21 protein-coding genes are annotated in these 16,926 nt (G+C 39.6%); 18 read left to right on the top strand and 3 right to left on the bottom strand.

From position 1 onward, the window contains the following. Positions 1-30 precede the first annotated feature (30 nt). Genes ISU00_RS06635 through ISU00_RS06610 form a run of 6 tightly spaced genes read left to right on the top strand, consistent with a single transcriptional unit; the run spans position 31 to position 2,751 of the window. Complete coding sequence (locus ISU00_RS06635) at positions 31-270, top strand: VRR-NUC domain-containing protein (protein WP_228853266.1); 240 nt, start codon at positions 31-33, stop codon at positions 268-270. Beyond that, a complete protein-coding gene (locus ISU00_RS06630; RefSeq protein ID WP_228853761.1) occupies positions 221-466 on the top strand; it encodes a hypothetical protein in 246 nt (81 codons plus the stop codon). The genes ISU00_RS06635 and ISU00_RS06630 overlap by 50 nt, the downstream gene beginning before the upstream one ends. 16 nt (positions 467-482) lie before the next feature. Next, positions 483-620 carry a hypothetical protein gene (locus ISU00_RS06625; RefSeq protein WP_228853265.1) on the top strand — a complete coding sequence of 46 codons (138 nt, stop codon included), beginning with the start codon at positions 483-485 and terminating at the stop codon, positions 618-620. Position 621: 1 nt separating this feature from the next. Then, entirely contained in the window at positions 622-1,290 is a 669-nt protein-coding gene (locus tag ISU00_RS06620) for a hypothetical protein (protein ID WP_228853264.1), read from the top strand. A gap of 5 nt (positions 1,291-1,295) precedes the next feature. Further along, the gene (locus tag ISU00_RS06615) at positions 1,296-1,598 is read left to right on the top strand and encodes a hypothetical protein (RefSeq protein WP_228853263.1); all 303 of its coding nucleotides are present in this window, start codon (positions 1,296-1,298) and stop codon (positions 1,596-1,598) included. 46 nt (positions 1,599-1,644) lie between these two features. Continuing rightward, entirely contained in the window at positions 1,645-2,751 is a 1,107-nt protein-coding gene (locus ISU00_RS06610) for a transposase (RefSeq protein WP_228853262.1), read from the top strand. A gap of 159 nt (positions 2,752-2,910) precedes the next feature. On the opposite strand, the gene ISU00_RS06605 is transcribed toward ISU00_RS06610, so the two are convergent. Continuing rightward, a complete protein-coding gene (locus ISU00_RS06605; RefSeq protein ID WP_228853261.1) occupies positions 2,911-3,219 on the bottom strand; it encodes a hypothetical protein in 309 nt (102 codons plus the stop codon). 514 nt (positions 3,220-3,733) lie between these two features. Between ISU00_RS06605 and ISU00_RS06600 the strand changes: the two genes are divergently transcribed. The 11 genes from ISU00_RS06600 to ISU00_RS06550 all read left to right on the top strand — a co-directional run bounded on the left by ISU00_RS06600 (position 3,734) and on the right by ISU00_RS06550 (position 14,715). Next, positions 3,734-4,243 (top strand): DNA-packaging protein, encoded by a 510-nt coding sequence (locus ISU00_RS06600; RefSeq protein ID WP_228853260.1) that lies wholly within the window; start codon positions 3,734-3,736, stop codon positions 4,241-4,243. Then, a complete protein-coding gene (terL, locus tag ISU00_RS06595; RefSeq protein ID WP_228853259.1) occupies positions 4,227-5,723 on the top strand; it encodes a phage terminase large subunit in 1,497 nt (498 codons plus the stop codon). Before ISU00_RS06600 ends, terL begins: the two co-directional genes overlap by 17 nt. Next, positions 5,699-6,295 (top strand): hypothetical protein, encoded by a 597-nt coding sequence (locus ISU00_RS06590; RefSeq protein ID WP_228853258.1) that lies wholly within the window; start codon positions 5,699-5,701, stop codon positions 6,293-6,295. The genes terL and ISU00_RS06590 overlap by 25 nt, the downstream gene beginning before the upstream one ends. After that, positions 6,255-6,713, top strand: a complete 459-nt coding sequence (locus tag ISU00_RS06585; RefSeq protein ID WP_228853257.1) for a hypothetical protein — start codon at positions 6,255-6,257, stop codon at positions 6,711-6,713. The genes ISU00_RS06590 and ISU00_RS06585 overlap by 41 nt, the downstream gene beginning before the upstream one ends. Positions 6,714-6,894: 181 nt before the next feature. Beyond that, positions 6,895-7,254 carry a hypothetical protein gene (locus ISU00_RS06580; protein WP_228853256.1) on the top strand — a complete coding sequence of 120 codons (360 nt, stop codon included), beginning with the start codon at positions 6,895-6,897 and terminating at the stop codon, positions 7,252-7,254. 125 nt (positions 7,255-7,379) lie between these two features. After that, positions 7,380-7,751, top strand: a complete 372-nt coding sequence (locus ISU00_RS06575; RefSeq protein WP_228853255.1) for a hypothetical protein — start codon at positions 7,380-7,382, stop codon at positions 7,749-7,751. After that, positions 7,748-8,932, top strand: coding sequence for a hypothetical protein (locus tag ISU00_RS06570; RefSeq protein WP_228853254.1), 1,185 nt, complete (start codon positions 7,748-7,750; stop codon positions 8,930-8,932). Before ISU00_RS06575 ends, ISU00_RS06570 begins: the two co-directional genes overlap by 4 nt. Further along, a complete protein-coding gene (locus ISU00_RS06565; RefSeq protein WP_228853253.1) occupies positions 8,929-11,502 on the top strand; it encodes a hypothetical protein in 2,574 nt (857 codons plus the stop codon). Before ISU00_RS06570 ends, ISU00_RS06565 begins: the two co-directional genes overlap by 4 nt. A 290-nt stretch (positions 11,503-11,792) precedes the next feature. Then, a complete protein-coding gene (locus ISU00_RS06560; protein WP_228853252.1) occupies positions 11,793-14,237 on the top strand; it encodes a hypothetical protein in 2,445 nt (814 codons plus the stop codon). Next, positions 14,237-14,497 (top strand): hypothetical protein, encoded by a 261-nt coding sequence (locus tag ISU00_RS06555; RefSeq protein ID WP_228853251.1) that lies wholly within the window; start codon positions 14,237-14,239, stop codon positions 14,495-14,497. The genes ISU00_RS06560 and ISU00_RS06555 overlap by 1 nt, the downstream gene beginning before the upstream one ends. Continuing rightward, entirely contained in the window at positions 14,497-14,715 is a 219-nt protein-coding gene (locus ISU00_RS06550; RefSeq protein WP_228853250.1) for a hypothetical protein, read from the top strand. Before ISU00_RS06555 ends, ISU00_RS06550 begins: the two co-directional genes overlap by 1 nt. Before the next feature lies 1 nt (position 14,716). Here ISU00_RS06550 and ISU00_RS06545 read toward each other — a convergent pair whose 3' ends face one another. Together ISU00_RS06545 and ISU00_RS06540 are read right to left on the bottom strand one after the other, a co-directional pair. Continuing rightward, positions 14,717-15,352, bottom strand: coding sequence for an AbiV family abortive infection protein (locus ISU00_RS06545; RefSeq protein ID WP_228853249.1), 636 nt, complete (start codon positions 15,350-15,352; stop codon positions 14,717-14,719). A gap of 3 nt (positions 15,353-15,355) precedes the next feature. Beyond that, positions 15,356-15,619, bottom strand: coding sequence for a hypothetical protein (locus ISU00_RS06540; RefSeq protein ID WP_228853248.1), 264 nt, complete (start codon positions 15,617-15,619; stop codon positions 15,356-15,358). Positions 15,620-15,703: 84 nt separating this feature from the next. On the opposite strand from ISU00_RS06540, the gene ISU00_RS06535 reads away from it, so the two are divergent. Continuing rightward, positions 15,704-16,924 carry a hypothetical protein gene (locus tag ISU00_RS06535; RefSeq protein ID WP_228853247.1) on the top strand — a complete coding sequence of 407 codons (1,221 nt, stop codon included), beginning with the start codon at positions 15,704-15,706 and terminating at the stop codon, positions 16,922-16,924. Positions 16,925-16,926: the final 2 nt, after the last annotated feature.

Raw genomic sequence — 16,926 nt, 5'->3', positions numbered from 1 at the left:
AGCAGAATATGAGAATATAGTCGAGAAGATATGACAGAGGCACAATATCAGGCGAAGCTGATAAAGCAATACGAGGAGCAGGGATGGTATGTGATAAAAATCATCAGCTGTAATAAAAACGGATTACCAGATCTGTTGTGCCTCAAACCGAATGAAACGCTCTTCATCGAAGTGAAGGGACCGAAGGGAAAACTATCAAAACTACAAGAATATAGGATCAATGAAATCAGAACTAAGGGTTTTAGATGCGAGGTTGCCGTCGCTCTTTGAGATGGCGAGCTTCTGCAACAACAAGGGATATGAACTGTTCCCAGTCAGGGATGGTAAGAAGTTCAAATGTGATGTATTCAAGGATGGCAACTTCTTGAAGGCTGGTATGGAGCTGTTCAATACCTGGTGGGAATGTGAGTATATCGGATACGGTAAAATCTATAAAGCTTTAAATAAATGGGAACATTCAAACTGAAACGCGAAGAAATCAAATGGATCAGGAAAAACCTAAAGAACTTGACCATAAAGCAGATGTTCGAGTTCATCATGGCCAACCGCCCAGGGAAAGACTGTTGCCAGTTTACCACCTTCCGGATGGCGCTTTATTCCAAAAATATCAAGAAATGTAAGATGTTACGCTGGACGAAGATGGAAACCCAATTTCTATTGGATAACTATCAATACATAGGAAATATTGAATTAGCTAAACAGCTGTCCAAACGTGGCCGAAAATTCACAAAGAAGAATATTGACAAGAAAATGGGACTCCTAGGCATAAAGAGAACAGCTGAAGAATTAGAGGCCATCAGGATCAACCACCAGAAAAACGGCTCCTATAGGCGCGGGAACAAAAAGATGTGGAAAACTAGGGGATTTATAAAGGAAGGTGAGATCGTACAGCGGATCGTCAAGGGTAGATTGGTAAACATGATAAAAGTCAACGGTAAACTGGTCCACTATCCACGGTATAGGTATAGACAAGTGTATGGTGAGATACCCAAGGGCTATAAGATCTATTATGCGAATGGTGATCCAACCAATATCGATGATAGCAATTTCGTGGCCCGTCCAGCTGGGCAATGGAAGAAACTATCAAAATTCCAGAAGGTATCGAAAGAGGAGGCTAATAAAATCACCAAACCTAATATAATTAAGGCTGATCCGGTCCAGGAGATTAAACCTGTAACCACCACGAATAAAATACCTATTCGCATCGATAAGCGTACCGTAATCTACGTGGATCCATCAACCAATATCACACAACTAAAGAATAAATACCGCATGGCGGCTAATCATTAATAATTATGGAAAACTATTTTTTTAAGATCGGAATGACTTATACCGACAAGAACAATCTTTACAAGGATTTCAGTAAATACATCCATGGTCTGGATTCGACTCTTATAATCGGAAAGGAAGGATTAAAAGCTTTCAAAAACCAGATTAGGGATAAGATCTCGGAATTGGAGCAGATCCACTCTAGGTGCAAGCCTATCCAATTCGATATATACAGTTCATATAAAAAGGATGGTAGCTTCCACGTCTCATGCTCCGGGAGCTTCACCGCGGATATTTTTAAGGTAAAACAAAATTTCGAGTCTCTTTAAACATTAGAAGTATTGAAATTTTAATAAATTACATATATTAATACTGTTGTATAAAGCATTTAAATATCGTATATACCCGAATAAAGAACAACAAGTTCTTTTAGTTAAGCATTTTGGCCATTGCAGATTTTTATGGAATCTTGCCCTTGAAACTAAAATTTATGCATATTCTAGTAGTAAGGTGAATTATAATAGATATGAGCTCCAATCTCAATTAGTTGATTTAAAAAATGAGTTTGATTGGTTGAAAGAAGTAAATAGCCAATCCCTGCAATCTGTATTAATGAATTTGGATAAAGCATATAAAAGATTTTTTAAAGGTGCTGGATTTCCAAAATTTAAATCAAAACACGGCTCACAATCATTTCATGTTCCTCAAAAAGTTAAAGTTCAAAATGGACGTCTTTTCATCCCTAAATTTAACAGAACGGGTATTAAAATTAACCTTCACCGATCATTAAATGGAATAATAAAATCCGCTACAATTAGTAAAACTCCTACAGGAATATTTTATGTTTCCATTTTGTGCAATGTTAATCAAGAAATTAAAAATAAATGTGAGGTTGACGAAAATACATCAATTGGGGTTGACCTAGGAGTTAAAGATTTTGCAGTTACTTCTGAGGGAACTGTTATAGAGAATCCGAGGTTTCTCAAAAATTCATTAGATAGACTAAAAGTTCTTCAGCGTAGGGCAGAGAATAAAAAGAGGAATGGGAGCAATAGAAAAAAGGCATTTCTAAAAGTTGCTATTTTACACCAAAAAATAAAGAATCAAAGACTAGACTTTTTACATAAGGTTTCTACTCAACTAATTCGTGATAACCAAACAATTTGTTTAGAGACATTGAATGTTAAAGGTATGGTTAAGAACCATAATCTAGCTCAATCTATTTCTGACTCAAGTTGGTCAGAATTTAATAGAATGCTGGAATATAAGAGTGATTGGTACGGAGTAAATATTTTAAGGATTAATCAATTTGCTCCAAGTTCAAAAACTTGTGTCTGTGGATTTATAAACAATGATTTAAAATTATCAGAGCGTATTTGGAATTGCATTAATTGTGGTGAAACTAATTATCGTGATTTATTAGCTGCAAATAACATTAAGAAATTTGCTTTGGAAGATTATCAGGGCAGGTGTTGTCCATAGTGCTTGTGGAGATGTCGGCATTAGTCGAATCTGTGAAGCAGGAAGATAAATCCTTAAATTAAGCTGGGATTATCATCACACCCAACAACATTAAACAGTTTAACTATTTGAAATAGTAATAAATATCGGAATCTATTATATATATTAATAGATTCATCATTATTTATACTTATTCTTTATTCCATCCTTGACGGTCTGTTTACTTTTATCGTTAGACTTAAAAAAATCAAGTTCCGTCTTCTTATCCTCATTAGGAGTTTTTTGAAGCCAATACATATTGGAACTTGTTGGAGTTGAAAAGTTAAACCTTTCATTTTCCTTGAACCGATTGGATAAGGTTGAGCGAGACATCTTAAAACCTATATCCCTCTGTAGTAGTTTGGAATGGAACCACTTTAAACTTGTCTCAACAATCAAGACTTCATCGTTCAGAACAAGGGTGTAGATAAATGATATATCTTTGTTCATAAGTTGGCATTAGTCGGATATATGGCAAATTAATATTTTTTATCCGATATATGAATGTTAAAACGTCTTAAAGACTTAATCTGATAAATTAAGTTTGTGTACTTTTAACAAAAGAAACCCCGCCATTGCACTGACAGGGTTTCGGAAAATGAATATTAAGAGGGAGTGTTTGAAGTTAAGCTAATGGGGCTAGTTTCAACATAACTTGTTCCGCATTTATTGACGGTTCACTCTTAAGTATTCACCTCTTTGTTACATTTAAGTATTAGCTAATTTAATTCTTCTTTGATTAGCGTTACAAATTATTTTAAATAAGTTATCAAGATTTAGCTGTTAATTTGCTGTATATCAATTCTTTAAAATCTTATCAACATTAAAAAGTTGACAAATTTCCTGTTTATAATAATTTCAAAGGTTTTTGTGAACATATCGATCATTAGCGGTTAGTCCCTGGATCATTTTTATATATTTGTAACACTCCTGTAAGCCGATAATTAACTTAAAACTTAATTTATTGGCAGCCCCGACTGAAAATGATTTCTGGACCCTCAGAAAGGATCTTAGCCCGGATGGCAAGAAACTGTCCGTTGATGAGATATACGAAAAAGCCCAGGAATACATAGACTATTGTCGCGAAAATCCCCTTTATTCACAAGATTTCAAAGGTAGGGACGCTTCTGCCGTTTACTATCCAAAAATGCGTGCAATGACTATAGAAGGTCTCTGCCACCACCTCGGTATTGTCCGAAAGACATGGGATAATTGGAAAAAAGATCCTAAGTATTTACACATCATTACACGCGTAGAGCAGCTGATTTATGTCTATAAATTCGAGGGCGCTGCTGCTGACATGCTCAATGCCAACATTATAGCAAGGGAATTAGGCCTAGTCGATAAGAAGGATATCACTACCGATGGAGAGCCTCTGACAATGTCTCCAGAGGAAAGGGAGGCTAGGATCAAGGATTTGATAAAGAAGAGAAATTCCCTAAAAAAGCGGAAAAGGAATGCTGACGAAGGATGAGGAACTTGAGCTTGAAAGATTATTGTATGATGACCAGATTTATAAAAGTAGATCTGATCTACTGACATTTACGGAAACCACTTATCCTAAATTTCAGGCTGAGGGTTTCCATATTACGTTCTATGACATTTTGAACCGCTTTGCGGATCGGGAAATAAAAAACCTGATCGTATCGATGCCCCCACAGCACGGAAAGTCTGAGGGATCATCCAGAAGGTTACCTGCTTACATTGCCGGTAAACGCATGGATGACAAGATGGCCTTGGTCAGTTACTCCGCTCACAAAGCTGAGAAGTTTGGGCGTGAGATCATGACCATCATGCGAGAGAAGGAATACCGTGACATCTTTCCAAATGTCAGTTATCCTTTGCGTGGTTACACTGGACAGAAAGCCAATACCAACCAGACCAGGGAATCAATCAATAGTGCTGGTTCGATGAAGTTTGTCGGTGTCGGTGGTCCACTAACTGGAGATCCAGTTGATGTATTGATCATTGATGACCTTTACAAGGATTGGCAGGAAGCTAATTCTCCAATCGTGCAGCAACATGTTTGGGATTGGTATATTGCAGTAGCCGATACACGCTTGCATAACGACAGCCAGCAGCTCATCGTATTCACTAGATGGAGTGATCAGGATTTGATTGCCAAGCTGGATGATAAAGGGCGTGTGGTCGAGTGGAATGGCGATGGAGATCTGGATGAGATAATTGCAAACCTGAAGCATGACCAGTTCCTTAAAATCAATTTTCCAGCAATCAAGGAAGATCCACCTTCTGAATTTGATAGAAGGAAGCCTGGTGAAGCCTTATGGCCATCCAAACATTCTAAGCAGAAATTGGAATCCACCAGAAATACGGATCCAGATAAATTCGATTGTTTGTACCAGGGAGATCCACAGAACAAGGAGGGGATGCTCTATCAGAATCCATTCAAGACTTATGCCGACCTGCCAAATCTAAAGATGGTCAAAAACTACACGGATACAGCTGATACTGGAAAGGATTATCTGTGTAGCATTGTCTATGGCGTACCATTGGCTACAACTGACGAACATCTCTATGTGATTGATCTGGTTTATACTGGCAAACCTATGGAGGTAACAGAACCGGCCACAGCTGAGATGTTTCTGAAGTCCAAAGTAAATAAGGCTAGGATTGAATCAAACAATGGAGGCCGTGGATTTGCAAGGAATGTGGAAACCCATGTCAAGAAAGTAATGCGAAATATTACTATAGAATGGTTTCACCAAGGCAGCAACAAGGAATCGAGGATTTATTCCAACTCCGCCACAGTCAACCGAAGGATTGTATTTCCCATTGATTGGCATATTCGCTGGCCTGAATTCTATAAGAATGTGACCAAGTACAAAAAACAGTTTTCTCTCAATAAGCTGGATGATGCCCCGGATACATTAACCGGGATAGTTGAAACAGAAATCAAACGCTCTGACCAATGGGGATCATCAAGTCTGGTGTAAAACTTAGAATAAAGGATTATCCATTTCTGGATGACCAGACCAGGGAGTATGTGGATTATATCATCCAAAATTCACTGCGGGCAAATCCAATCTTGAGGGTTGGACGCAAAAAAGTGAAGCCTAAGCAGATGGATTTCTGGAAGCTCTCATGGAGTGATATCATTTTGCTTCGGGTGTATGTAGGAGACAAGGATATAAAGGCGGTTAATGAGCTGGTATATGGTACCAGTGAAAAGGATTTTTTAAAGCTGCAGCTGCTAAACAGCTCTGCTTGCTATAAATGGGTAGTTGACCAATTGAACCACATCGCAGAGATCGAGAAGCAAGAGCTAGGTGATTCAGTTAACAATGACCTGAAGGAGGCAGGTATCGACAGGCTCAATGAGTTTGGATACAGTGCCACCTTGGACGAACTGGCAAAAGGGAATTTGCTGATCTATGATCAATGGTTGGAACTCCCTTACATGAAGATATTTAGAAAACTATGCCTGAATAAGGTGAAGGGAGAAATCCAAAAAAACCACAACGAAATTGTTAGTAGAAAGACTAAAAGAGTTAATCGCAGATTTTAACACCGGTGCCAATCCTGGAGAGGAGAAATGGCATTTCAACTATGGGCGCGACCATTGGCAGAACCTTCAGGATTTGCCAGATGATTCTGCTGAGCTATTTGCGGACCGGAATAAATATCTGATGCTATTGTGGCAGGATCGTGAGCATAAGCTTAATAACTACAGCGCTATTGAGGGTTACACTTTTACTGGTGAGATGCTATTGGTTGTAAGGTCTAAGATCAGTGAGGCTGATTACAATTTCAAATATGAGACCCACATCAGGAACCTTCAAGATGAGGCAATGGAGATAAATGACAATTTTACGGTATGTGAGAATTGGCTCATCAAAAAATGGAAGGAGATCGAGGTAGAGAATGTCTATGACACCAATCTCGATGGTTTAAAAATTCAATTCACAATTGAGGTATGCATATAGTTAGAAACATTTTAGATGCTTACGTAGGCATAATGCTAGTATCAACCTTTGGGTTGATTTTATATAAGCTGTTAGGCTTTATTGATTGTACGTGGCTTATTGCCATCAGTCCGATAATCGTGTTCATCATCTGGATGATCATCCGTGGAATATTAACCAGAATCAGTAAAAAGTTAAAGTCATGATAGAGATTTTAAAAGGATTTGCCATGGGCTTCGGTGTGATTTCAGGAATGGTTATTTCATTTTTCATGATGGTCATCATCTTGAAAAAAATCAAGGGGTCAAATACAAAATATAAAACCGATGAATTGCTTGAAGCCTTCGAAGATTATCTGATGGAGATCGAAGAGAAGGAAAAGTATGAGGAGATTTCCATCGTTGAACTAATCATTTCACATTTAAAGAAAGGTGAAGTCATTGAGGAAGTGTATTCCTATAGAATTAAAAAGGATGTTGAATTGGTAACTGAAGAATTCGATTCATCTGGAACAGTAAGGATAAATACTTACTATACAATTTCAGGACCTAAGAATCAGTAATGGATCAAGAGCAAGAAGCCATATACTTTAAATACCTCGATATCCTTCGGGGCATGTTCATCGACAAATATGATGAGCTTGGGCTTCGTGCGTCTGGTGATTTCGAAGAATCTTTAGAAGCCGAGGTGACAAAGTCCTCACTGATCATGTATGGAGCCCCACACTCCTACTACATGGAGCATGGGCGTGGACCTGGTCCGGCTGATTACCGAAAGCTTGCACCCTTCATGCTTCAATGGATCGAAGTTAAGGAAGGTTTGCCGGCAATATTCTATGAAGAGCCTAAACGGATGTCGTTTGCCATTGCCCACAAAGTGGCCACACAAGGCATAAAGGTACCAAACGAGCACAACCAAGGCGAGGTTCTTAATTCTGTAATTGATGATTTCATAAAAACCGTAATCCCAAAAATGTTGGATGAGCTGGGTGATGTATTTCTATCACGCTTGAGAGCTGACATTGTTGGCATACTTAAAAACGAACTAACAGCAGCATGATAGTTTTTGACCAATCCCTTTCAACCACTAAACACCTATGGGTGTTCAATAAGAATATCATCAAGTTCCATGATGACGGTGGGAATACACCAACTTTTGCTGATATAGTTTGTACTGAATTTGTGGATCGCATCTATCCTGATCCCAATGATGGCATTTTCACATTCGATTTCAGAAAGCACCTAAAAGCCTTGGCTGTACAGAATGATCTAGCTGATATGGTGGATTTAGATATGGGAGCAGCTGTAGCTGATCTAGTACATGACGATACCAGCGAAGTGAAGTATGATATCAGTTTGGATATTACCATCAATTTCTCTGATGCAGATCCAGTGACCATCAATAAGAACTATACTTTTTTGGTTGGAGCTGAGCAGCTGATTGACTACCAAAGACAGGAATCTCCACAGCTTGGTTTGTTCATGCTTCAGGTGCCTAAGGAAAGGCAGAAAACTGAATATTTTGTCAATTATTGGGAGGGTTATCCATTTGATATTAGCATCTACTCCATTACTTCTGGAAACATGAACATTCTGAACCAATCCAATGGTATGGATATCGATGTTCCCATTCCCGGTGGAGCAATAATTAACCGTATTGCATTCTCTGATGCAGTTTCAAATCTCACCATTGCGGATTATCTGCCATTAAAGACAGGCATCAATAAGCTGCAGATCACCAGACCCGGATATGATCCAGGGGTGCATTTGAATGAATCTCCATTGACGGTCTATATCAATCGAATTGAATCAGATTGTGGGGTATATGTGAAGTTCAGAAATAATTGGGGGGGCTGGAGTTATTGGCTTTTCAATAAAAGAAAGTCAGTCAGTTTGGATGCCAGAGGATTAGAATCCATTGCCAATGATTTCAACAATATCGAGAATACCATTTCACCAATCAAGTATTCTGGAGTCGAGGAATCATTTGAGACACTTAACTGTATAGCTCGTAGGGTGACAGCTCAAGACATGCGGATTTTACGTCAGATCATTGAAAGTCCTAAAGTATATCTATTTACTGGTGAGCCGTATTCCATCAACAAATCGGCTCAGCCTAATCAATGGGTGGAGATCGAATGTCTTAACCGAAGCCTTAAAGTGGAAGAGCCTGGCAGGATGTTCAATGATGTGAAGATTGATTTAGGCCTTCCTTTCAGAACCAATGCCACTTTGTTATGAGGCTTCTGATCAATGGATATAGAATCGATCTTTATGCTGGTACCAGGATCAAGCAGACCAAACAGGTCAATGACATTGGTGACCTAGATACAAGGCAGACTAATTTCACCAACAAGCTAACCGTACCAGGCACGCCCAACAATGTTAGGGCTTTTAATTTTTTAGGCATCCCCGGAAATCAATCAAACATTCCTTATCAGAAGAATGATGCATTCCTTTGGGGTGAGAATGAGGAGCTATTGGTTTATAAAGGCTGGGCCATCGTGAAGCAGACAGCGGGCCACGATTATGATATCTATGTTTATGACGGCATGATTGATTTCTACAAGGCCATTGAGAACAAGACTCTTACGGATATGGGAATATCTGATTTAAACCATCTCAAAAACCTTACAAACGTAGTGGGTACGTGGACTGATCCAGATTTGCCCTATCGATACAATGTGGCCGATTATAATGGAAAGATGGTCTACGATCTTGTCAAGCTCAATATTGATTATTTGATACCAAGTGCCAGTGTGGAATATCTCTGGGAAAAGCTCTTTGAATATATCGGATGGACTTTTGAAGGTGATGTGTTTGCGACTGATGATTTCTTGGACTTATGGCTTTCCTATCCTAAATCTATTGGGGATGATACCCAAGCCACATTGGATGTACACCTATGGCAATTCGATGGAGCGCCGAGTTATTATGCTAATAGTTTTTTTGGCATGTATCTGTATTCGAATGTTCTTACCCACAATCCAGTGGTTAACAATGCTTATTTTGAATCTAGCCAGCAATCACCTGAGCAGCCACCAGATGGACAGATCATTACGGTATTGCAGGATGGGCTTTATAAATTCACGTTTTCAGGTTCATTGGCTATTGAGGCACAACCAGAGGCAGATCCTTTGGACATTCTTTTACAGACTCTTGAGAATGGAGAAATAATATATTACACCGCAGTTGAAGGAATTGAGAGTGGTGATGATATCACCAAGGTATTTTATATCAATCTTTCAGCCGGCCAGAGCTTCAAACTCTACCCTTCTCATTCAGGAACTACGTTTGGAGTCTTAGGTAATGTGCGTGTGGTAGGTGATATGTCCATCGATGCAGATATTGTCACTGGTAACCAAGTAGACTTTGAAGAGGCCTTTATTGGCATGTCAATCAGGGATTTCGTGACAGATGTCATGGTGAGGTTTTCACTTACAGCCTATCCAGATACCATCAACAAACATATCAAGTTTTTGAAACACGCCGAGATGGTCAATAATAATCCAGAAGACTGGAGCAAGAAATTCGTGAAGCGCACCAGTGAGGATTATATCTATGGCAGTTATGGCCAGAAGAATCGATTTGCATATAAGTACAACGAGCGTGAAGCCGAACACAATGATGGCTTCCTGTATGTTGGAAATGTGAATCTGCCTGCAGAGAAAAAAGTCTATCAGAGCCCACTCTATTCTCCGGAAAAAAATAAGGTAGATCTAGTTGGACAAAAAGTGAACGTTTACAAATTCTGGGATAAAGAGGTTAAGGATGATGGCTCACTCAAGTACAAAGAATTGGATGGCAGATTCTACATTATGAAGTCTAGATCTGTGAGTGCTGGTATCACCGTTGGATCCGAACAGTTTCAGGAAGATCAGGCCGTGACTTCCTTCCCGGTTGAGGATTTCACTGGATTGGCATATAAGGAGGTGATCAATAATTTCTATCCAACCATTTACAGCGTGCTCAATAAGAGTAAGGTCATGGATATGGTAATGAATCTAACTGCTGTGGATGTTGAGAAAGTGGATTTCTCCAGACCAAAATTCATTGAGCAGGAAGGCGCTTATTTCATTTTGAATAAAATCAGGGATTTTGAGGAAGGCAGATTGACAAAATGTGAGATGATCAGAATGGAGCGATCCGAGACCGAAACAAATGTCTTGCTGCCACAGCCAAATAAAGCTATAACCATCAACAGCAGCACACTGTTTCCAGATGGTATTAGCAGAACCAATTTTGGAATTAGATCAATATTCAGTTTCATTAACTATGTGCCTCAGGATGGTGTGACTATCACAGCCACATTGTACACATCAGAGTTTAACGGAACGCCGAAAGGCCCTCAGGTAGTGTTTAATGTGGATGAAGGTTCAGGCGAACATATTTATGAATTGCCTTCCCCAATAACCGATAGTGAATGTGGCTATTGGGTAATGTTGATCAATGATCCGAATGAAAACCTTTCAGATGTATCTGGAGCTGCTGTGCCTTGTCCAGCTGATGATCCAAATATAAGATTATCATTCGTTCCGGATTATAACGACACTACCACCGGTTCTCCAACCTACAGAGACATCACTTACATATTTGAAAACTTTACACCTACAACTGGAACTTTCAAATGTCAGAATGTAAACTTCATAACTAATGTGCCGCAGGGTTCAGAAACAGTTATCAACCTAACTCAACTGTCGGAAGGTTCTCATGTACTAGTTGATGTAGAACTTAATCAAGGAATAGGGTGGTATAGGTTTCAAATATTGACCGACGTGATAAATTATGACAAAACATTCTTTATAAACTAACCCAAATCATGGCAGATAAAATAAAATTATTTGAAGCGGACATTGATGTTGATGGCATCATCAAGAAGTCCGTTGAACTCAAGGATGAGATAATCACATTGCGCGGTGATCTAAAAGCTTTGAAGCTGACCGTTGGTGAGCAGAATGAGGAATATATCAAGACTGAGGCACGGCTTAAAAAAGTCAGTACAGAATATCGGCTCAATCAAAAATTAGTCTCCAACCTTTCTGAAAGCAGCAAGGATTTCTTGACCGTTGAGCAGAAGCTGACACAGGCATTGGATAAAGAAGTGGTGTCATTGGGGCAGGCAAAGCAAAACAATAAAGAGCTTAGGGAGCTTCGCGAGGAATTGAATATTGAGACCGAGGAAGGTGCTGCAGCTCTGGATGCGATCAACGCGAAACTGGATGTTAATACAGAATTCATCAAGGAGAATGTTTCATCACTGGAGCAGCAGAAGATCAACATCGGAAATTATAAGGACTCTATTAAAGAGGCATTTGATGAGATGGATCTATTCAACGGTGGATTTCTTCAATTCATTACTAGATCCAAAGAAGCTGGAGGCGTCACTCCGCTGGTCACTAATAATGTAAAGTCATTGACCACTTCAGTCGTTGGACTAACCAAATCAGCCTTAGCTTTCATTGCAACACCAATTGGAGCATTGTTGGCCGTATTGGTCGGAGCTTTCCTATTGGTGAGAAATGCCATGAACCGATCTGAGGAAGCTACCAATAAAATCACCAAGGTATTCTCAGTCTTTGGTGGCATGGTTAATAAGCTATTGGATTGGTTGGAGCCATTGGGTGAATTCCTGATCGATGGCATTGTATTAGGTTTTGAACTGGCAGCGAAGGCTGCAGAGGATGCCATCAATATAATTTCAAGCGGACTGGAATTATTAGGCTTTGATGGGGCTGCAAAATCAGTTAAAGAATTCTATGGTGAATTTAAGGAAGGAGCAAAACTTGCCATGGATTTGGCCAATGCCGAAGCTGAACTGGAAAAGAACCAGAGACAGGCCAGACTTACCCAATTGGAATATCAAAGGGATGCCGAAAAATTAAGACAGATTCGCGACAATGAAAACCTCTCCATCAAAGAGCGTATCGAAGCTAACAACCAATTGGGTGCCGTTTTAAAGGAGCAATTGAATGAGGAGCTTAAGATTGCTGAGCAGGCTTTATTGGTGGCCAATCTCAGGATACAAGCTGAAGGTGAAACCAAAGAAGCGCTGGATGCTCAGGCCGAAGCCTTGACCAACATTGCTGATATACAAGAGCGGATTACCAGTCAAGAATCGGAGCAACTTACCAACCGTGTAGCACTTCAGAAAGAAGCGGCTGACAAAGCCAAGGAGATTGCCGATAAAGCCATTGCCCAACAAAAAGCCGAGTTAGACCTATTCATTCAACAGCAGGGTGTCAAAGCTCAAAATCTACGTGATCAGTTAAAGGTTGAGGAGGAAATCTATAAACGTGAAACTGAGATTCTTGAAAAAGAGTTGGCCAATAGAAATTTGACCCAGACCGAATATGATGCTGAGCTTTTATGGTTAAAGAATGAATTTCTCCAAAAGCAAGGTGAAGTGGTTACCGCCGAAGCTGAGAGGGAACTTGAACAATACATCCAGAATCACCAATCAAAAATCGATGCTGATCTATTCTTTAGTGAAGAGAGTTTACGAGTCGAACAGGAGCGTCTTAATGGCATTGCCGAAGCACAACGTGAATTTGAACGCACCAGATTGGAGCAGGGTATCATTTCTCAAGAGGAATTTAATGCAGCGATTAACCAAATCAATGAGGATAACCGCATTGCCTTGGATGAAGCCCAAAAGGAACGTGATGAGGCCCAGAAAGAAAAAGAAGCGATTGATCTGGAGAATAAGCGAGCAGCTGCTCAGGCTAATTTTGAGAATGAATTTGCCAAGCGTGCTGAAGAATTGGAATTCCAGAGACAGCAGGAAGTTGCAGCAGCTGAACAGACTGGAGCAGATATTGGCGCCATCAATGAAAAGTATGCAGCATTCAAAAAGCAACTTTCCAAGGAAGTTGAAGATTTTCGTATAGCGCAGAACCAGAGAACTTTTGAAGCCATATCTGGTTTATTAGGCCAGGAGAGTGCTTTGGGAAAAATAGTCGCATTAGCAGCTATCATTAACGATACCATTCAGAAGTCCACTGAGGCTTTCAACATTGCATCGGTATTGGCATCCAATCCATTTACTGCAGCTCTAGCACCAAATGCATATTTACAAGCTGGATTGATCATTGCAAAGGGAGCTGCTCAGGCTGCTAAGTTGGTTGTACCAAAACTGGCTCGTGGTGGAGCTTTCAAAATTGGAGGTCGCAGACATAGTCAAGGTGGAACTAAATTCTATGGCGAAGATGGTACTGCTTTTGAAGCTGAGAAGGATGAAACGATGTTGGTATTGAATCGAAAAGCTTCAGAAGCTTTGACACCGTTGTTATCAAATCTCAATCAGAAACATGGTGGGGTGGCATTATCGACACCATCATCTTATTTGGCAGCTGGTGGCCAAGTGATTCGTGGCAATAGTCCAGCACCTATGCCCGAGATGGATTATGATCGAATAATGGAAGCTGTCAGGGATGGTAGTTATCAAGGATCACAGGAAGGTAGTATGCGCGGATCCAGTGCCGGTACCTACTCCGGAATAGTTGACCGTGAAGTAAATGAGGAAATTGCAAGGGGAGCCAATTTCTGATGAGTACGATAAAAGACATATTGAATGGATGGACCAACTATCTTCATATAAAAGGCCATAAAACCCTGGTATTAGAGGAGGCAAAAAAAAGGGCTAAGATCTGTGTGGATTGTCCTCACATTAGATATGGCAAACATGCTGCAGTTCTACCCGAAGCCCAGATTGGAGAGATTCAAGGTCACTATTGCAACGATTGTAAATGTCCGATTTCTGTAAAGGTCCGAAGTGTTAATGATACTTGCCCATTAGGTAAATGGTAATGCTATACACCAAGCTGAAACATAAAACAACTGTAATCAAGGAACTCACTGATCTGGGAGTGATCTCACCTACTGTCATGCGTGACATTGAAATTTTTGAAAGGTTCCATGAGAATCCCGAATTATGTAAGGAGTGTAGGTATGAGGTTTTGGCTGAAGTTTATGGTTTTAAAGACAGTTCGAGTATTAAGAAAATTGTGAATAAACTTTCACAATAATTCAAAATTCATTCTGATCAACAGATTTTTTTAGTCCTCCATAGCCTCCAAAATCATCAATTATGCCCTTAGTGAAATCCATCGCATCGATTCCAGATTGTGCTTTTTCTTGATAAGTTTCCGCTTGATATTTCATTATTCTTGGCTGATTGAATTGATACCCTTTAAATTCAACGTATAATGATTCGTTTTTATAGTCTGGAAACGAGCTGAAAGTTTCTCTGGCTTTTGCCATACGTAACTTCATTTTTTTAAACGTATTTATCAACTCTAAAAGATCTTTTGGATCCTCATCATGAATCAATAATTTTTGCATTGTTTCCGTCCCAATTTTAATAGAATCCTGGATTCCTTTCCAAGTTGAATCGTCCCTTGAATCATGTTTTCTATATTCCTTCTTAATGTAATCAAAAGAAAATTGATCATCTGAAATAAATCCAAAAGCATGACGTAATAAAAGTTTATGAATTAAGAAGAACCTACCAGTTTCTTCAAATGAAAGCTGATATAAAGCCAAAGCTCTGTTATAACGATTATTTTGAAACAACAAGTCACCATCATCCTTTAAGTTAATTGCATTTAATCTGGACTTTTCTAGCCCATCAATGAACATTGAAAGTGTTTGTTCGTATGTCAAAAATTATAAATACTTATTAATTTTATCCTTTGCCTTTTTATCCTCAGGAGTTTCAAATTTAGGTATTGGCACACCGTGACCTTTTTTGTCTAACCAATTCAAGTACTCATCATAGTTCTTGTCATTGGTGTCCTTGATCTGGTGCATCTGGATGTATGGATTCTTAGGATCCGGTTTTGGAAAGAAAACGGCCAATAATCCCCTTGCCACCATCATGATGACAAATGCAATTCCCAGTATTGCAAGGATATAAATCAAACCGTTCATAACTCAAATATAATCATTCGGGAAAACTTTTTCCCTAGTCCGACGGTAAAAGCGCCTATAATTTTGGTGAAAATCAAATTTCGGATGCACTTCAGGTCTAATCCTACTTTTTCAAAATCCAAGAATATCAATGTTGATCGTGAAAACGGTGTCATAAAAAATGTTCAGATTGTAAAACAGGGGACCAATAAAAACGGGACCTATTTTGGAGAGACCTATCTAAAGGCATTGGCTGATGGAGCCAATGAACAAAAGCAAGGAGTTAAATCTCGTTTTGGTCATCCCAACATGTGCAGCACCTCTCTTGGATCATATATCGGTAGGTATAAAAACTTTCAAGCTAAGGGCGACAAGGTATTTGCAGATCTTCATTTAGATCCAATTTCCAAAAAGACTCAGGTTGAAGGGAAAGGTATTTCGATGTTCGAATACATCATGGATATGGCCGAGTCAAATGGTGACATGTTTGGAAATTCCATCCACATCCCTACCCCAGAATTTGAAGAGGATCCAATCCGATTTGAGGGAAAAAATTACCACAGTCACATCTACAATGGCATTCTAGCCTCTGATGTGGTGGATGATCCAGCCGCTACCGATGGGCTTTTCAGCAACTCCGATGACCTTGGGGTGATCGTGACTGAATTCCTAGACACCAATCCTAACATTTTTGCCACCATACAGAAGGATCCTTCAATCATTCAGGATTTCTTCGAACGCTACAGCAATTACTTAACCATTTATAACAAACAATTTGATATGAGTTTCTTAGACAACTTAAAGAAGAAACTCGGTAAAAAGGAAACCTTCGACATCGAGGAAACTCTCGCCAGCGGTGACATTGTCAAGGTAATTACCGAGGATGAAGCCCCTAAAGTTGGTGATCAGGTTACTGATGCCGATGGAAAGGCACTAGCCGATGGAGAGCATACCACCAAAGATGGTTCAGTTTGGACCATTGAAGGCGGAGCAATCGCTGACATCAAAGCCGCTGAGCCTGCTCCCTCAGAGGAGGAAGAGCCAACCATGTCTGACATGATGAGCAAATTCGATAGTCTGATCACTCGATTCGACAAATTCGAAAAAGCTTACAAAAAAGATCTTAAAGAGAATCAGGATGCCATTGAATTGGTTTCAGATTCCTTGAATGAGAAGTTCAGCAATCTGGCCAAGACTGTGAAGTCAAACGGTCCGGATTACAAAGCTGAGCCTAAGAACCCGAAAAAAGAACAATTCGCTTCTGGGTATGATCCTGACAAAGCCAGGGAAATGCGCGAGAAGAAAGATAAATCCAAATCTAACTAATA

This window comes from Aegicerativicinus sediminis (assembly GCF_015476115.1).
Taxonomy (GTDB): Bacteria; Bacteroidota; Bacteroidia; order Flavobacteriales; family Flavobacteriaceae; genus Aegicerativicinus; species Aegicerativicinus sediminis.
Note: the sequence above shows the minus strand (reverse complement) of the source record. Positions and strands in the feature narration are given on the sequence as shown.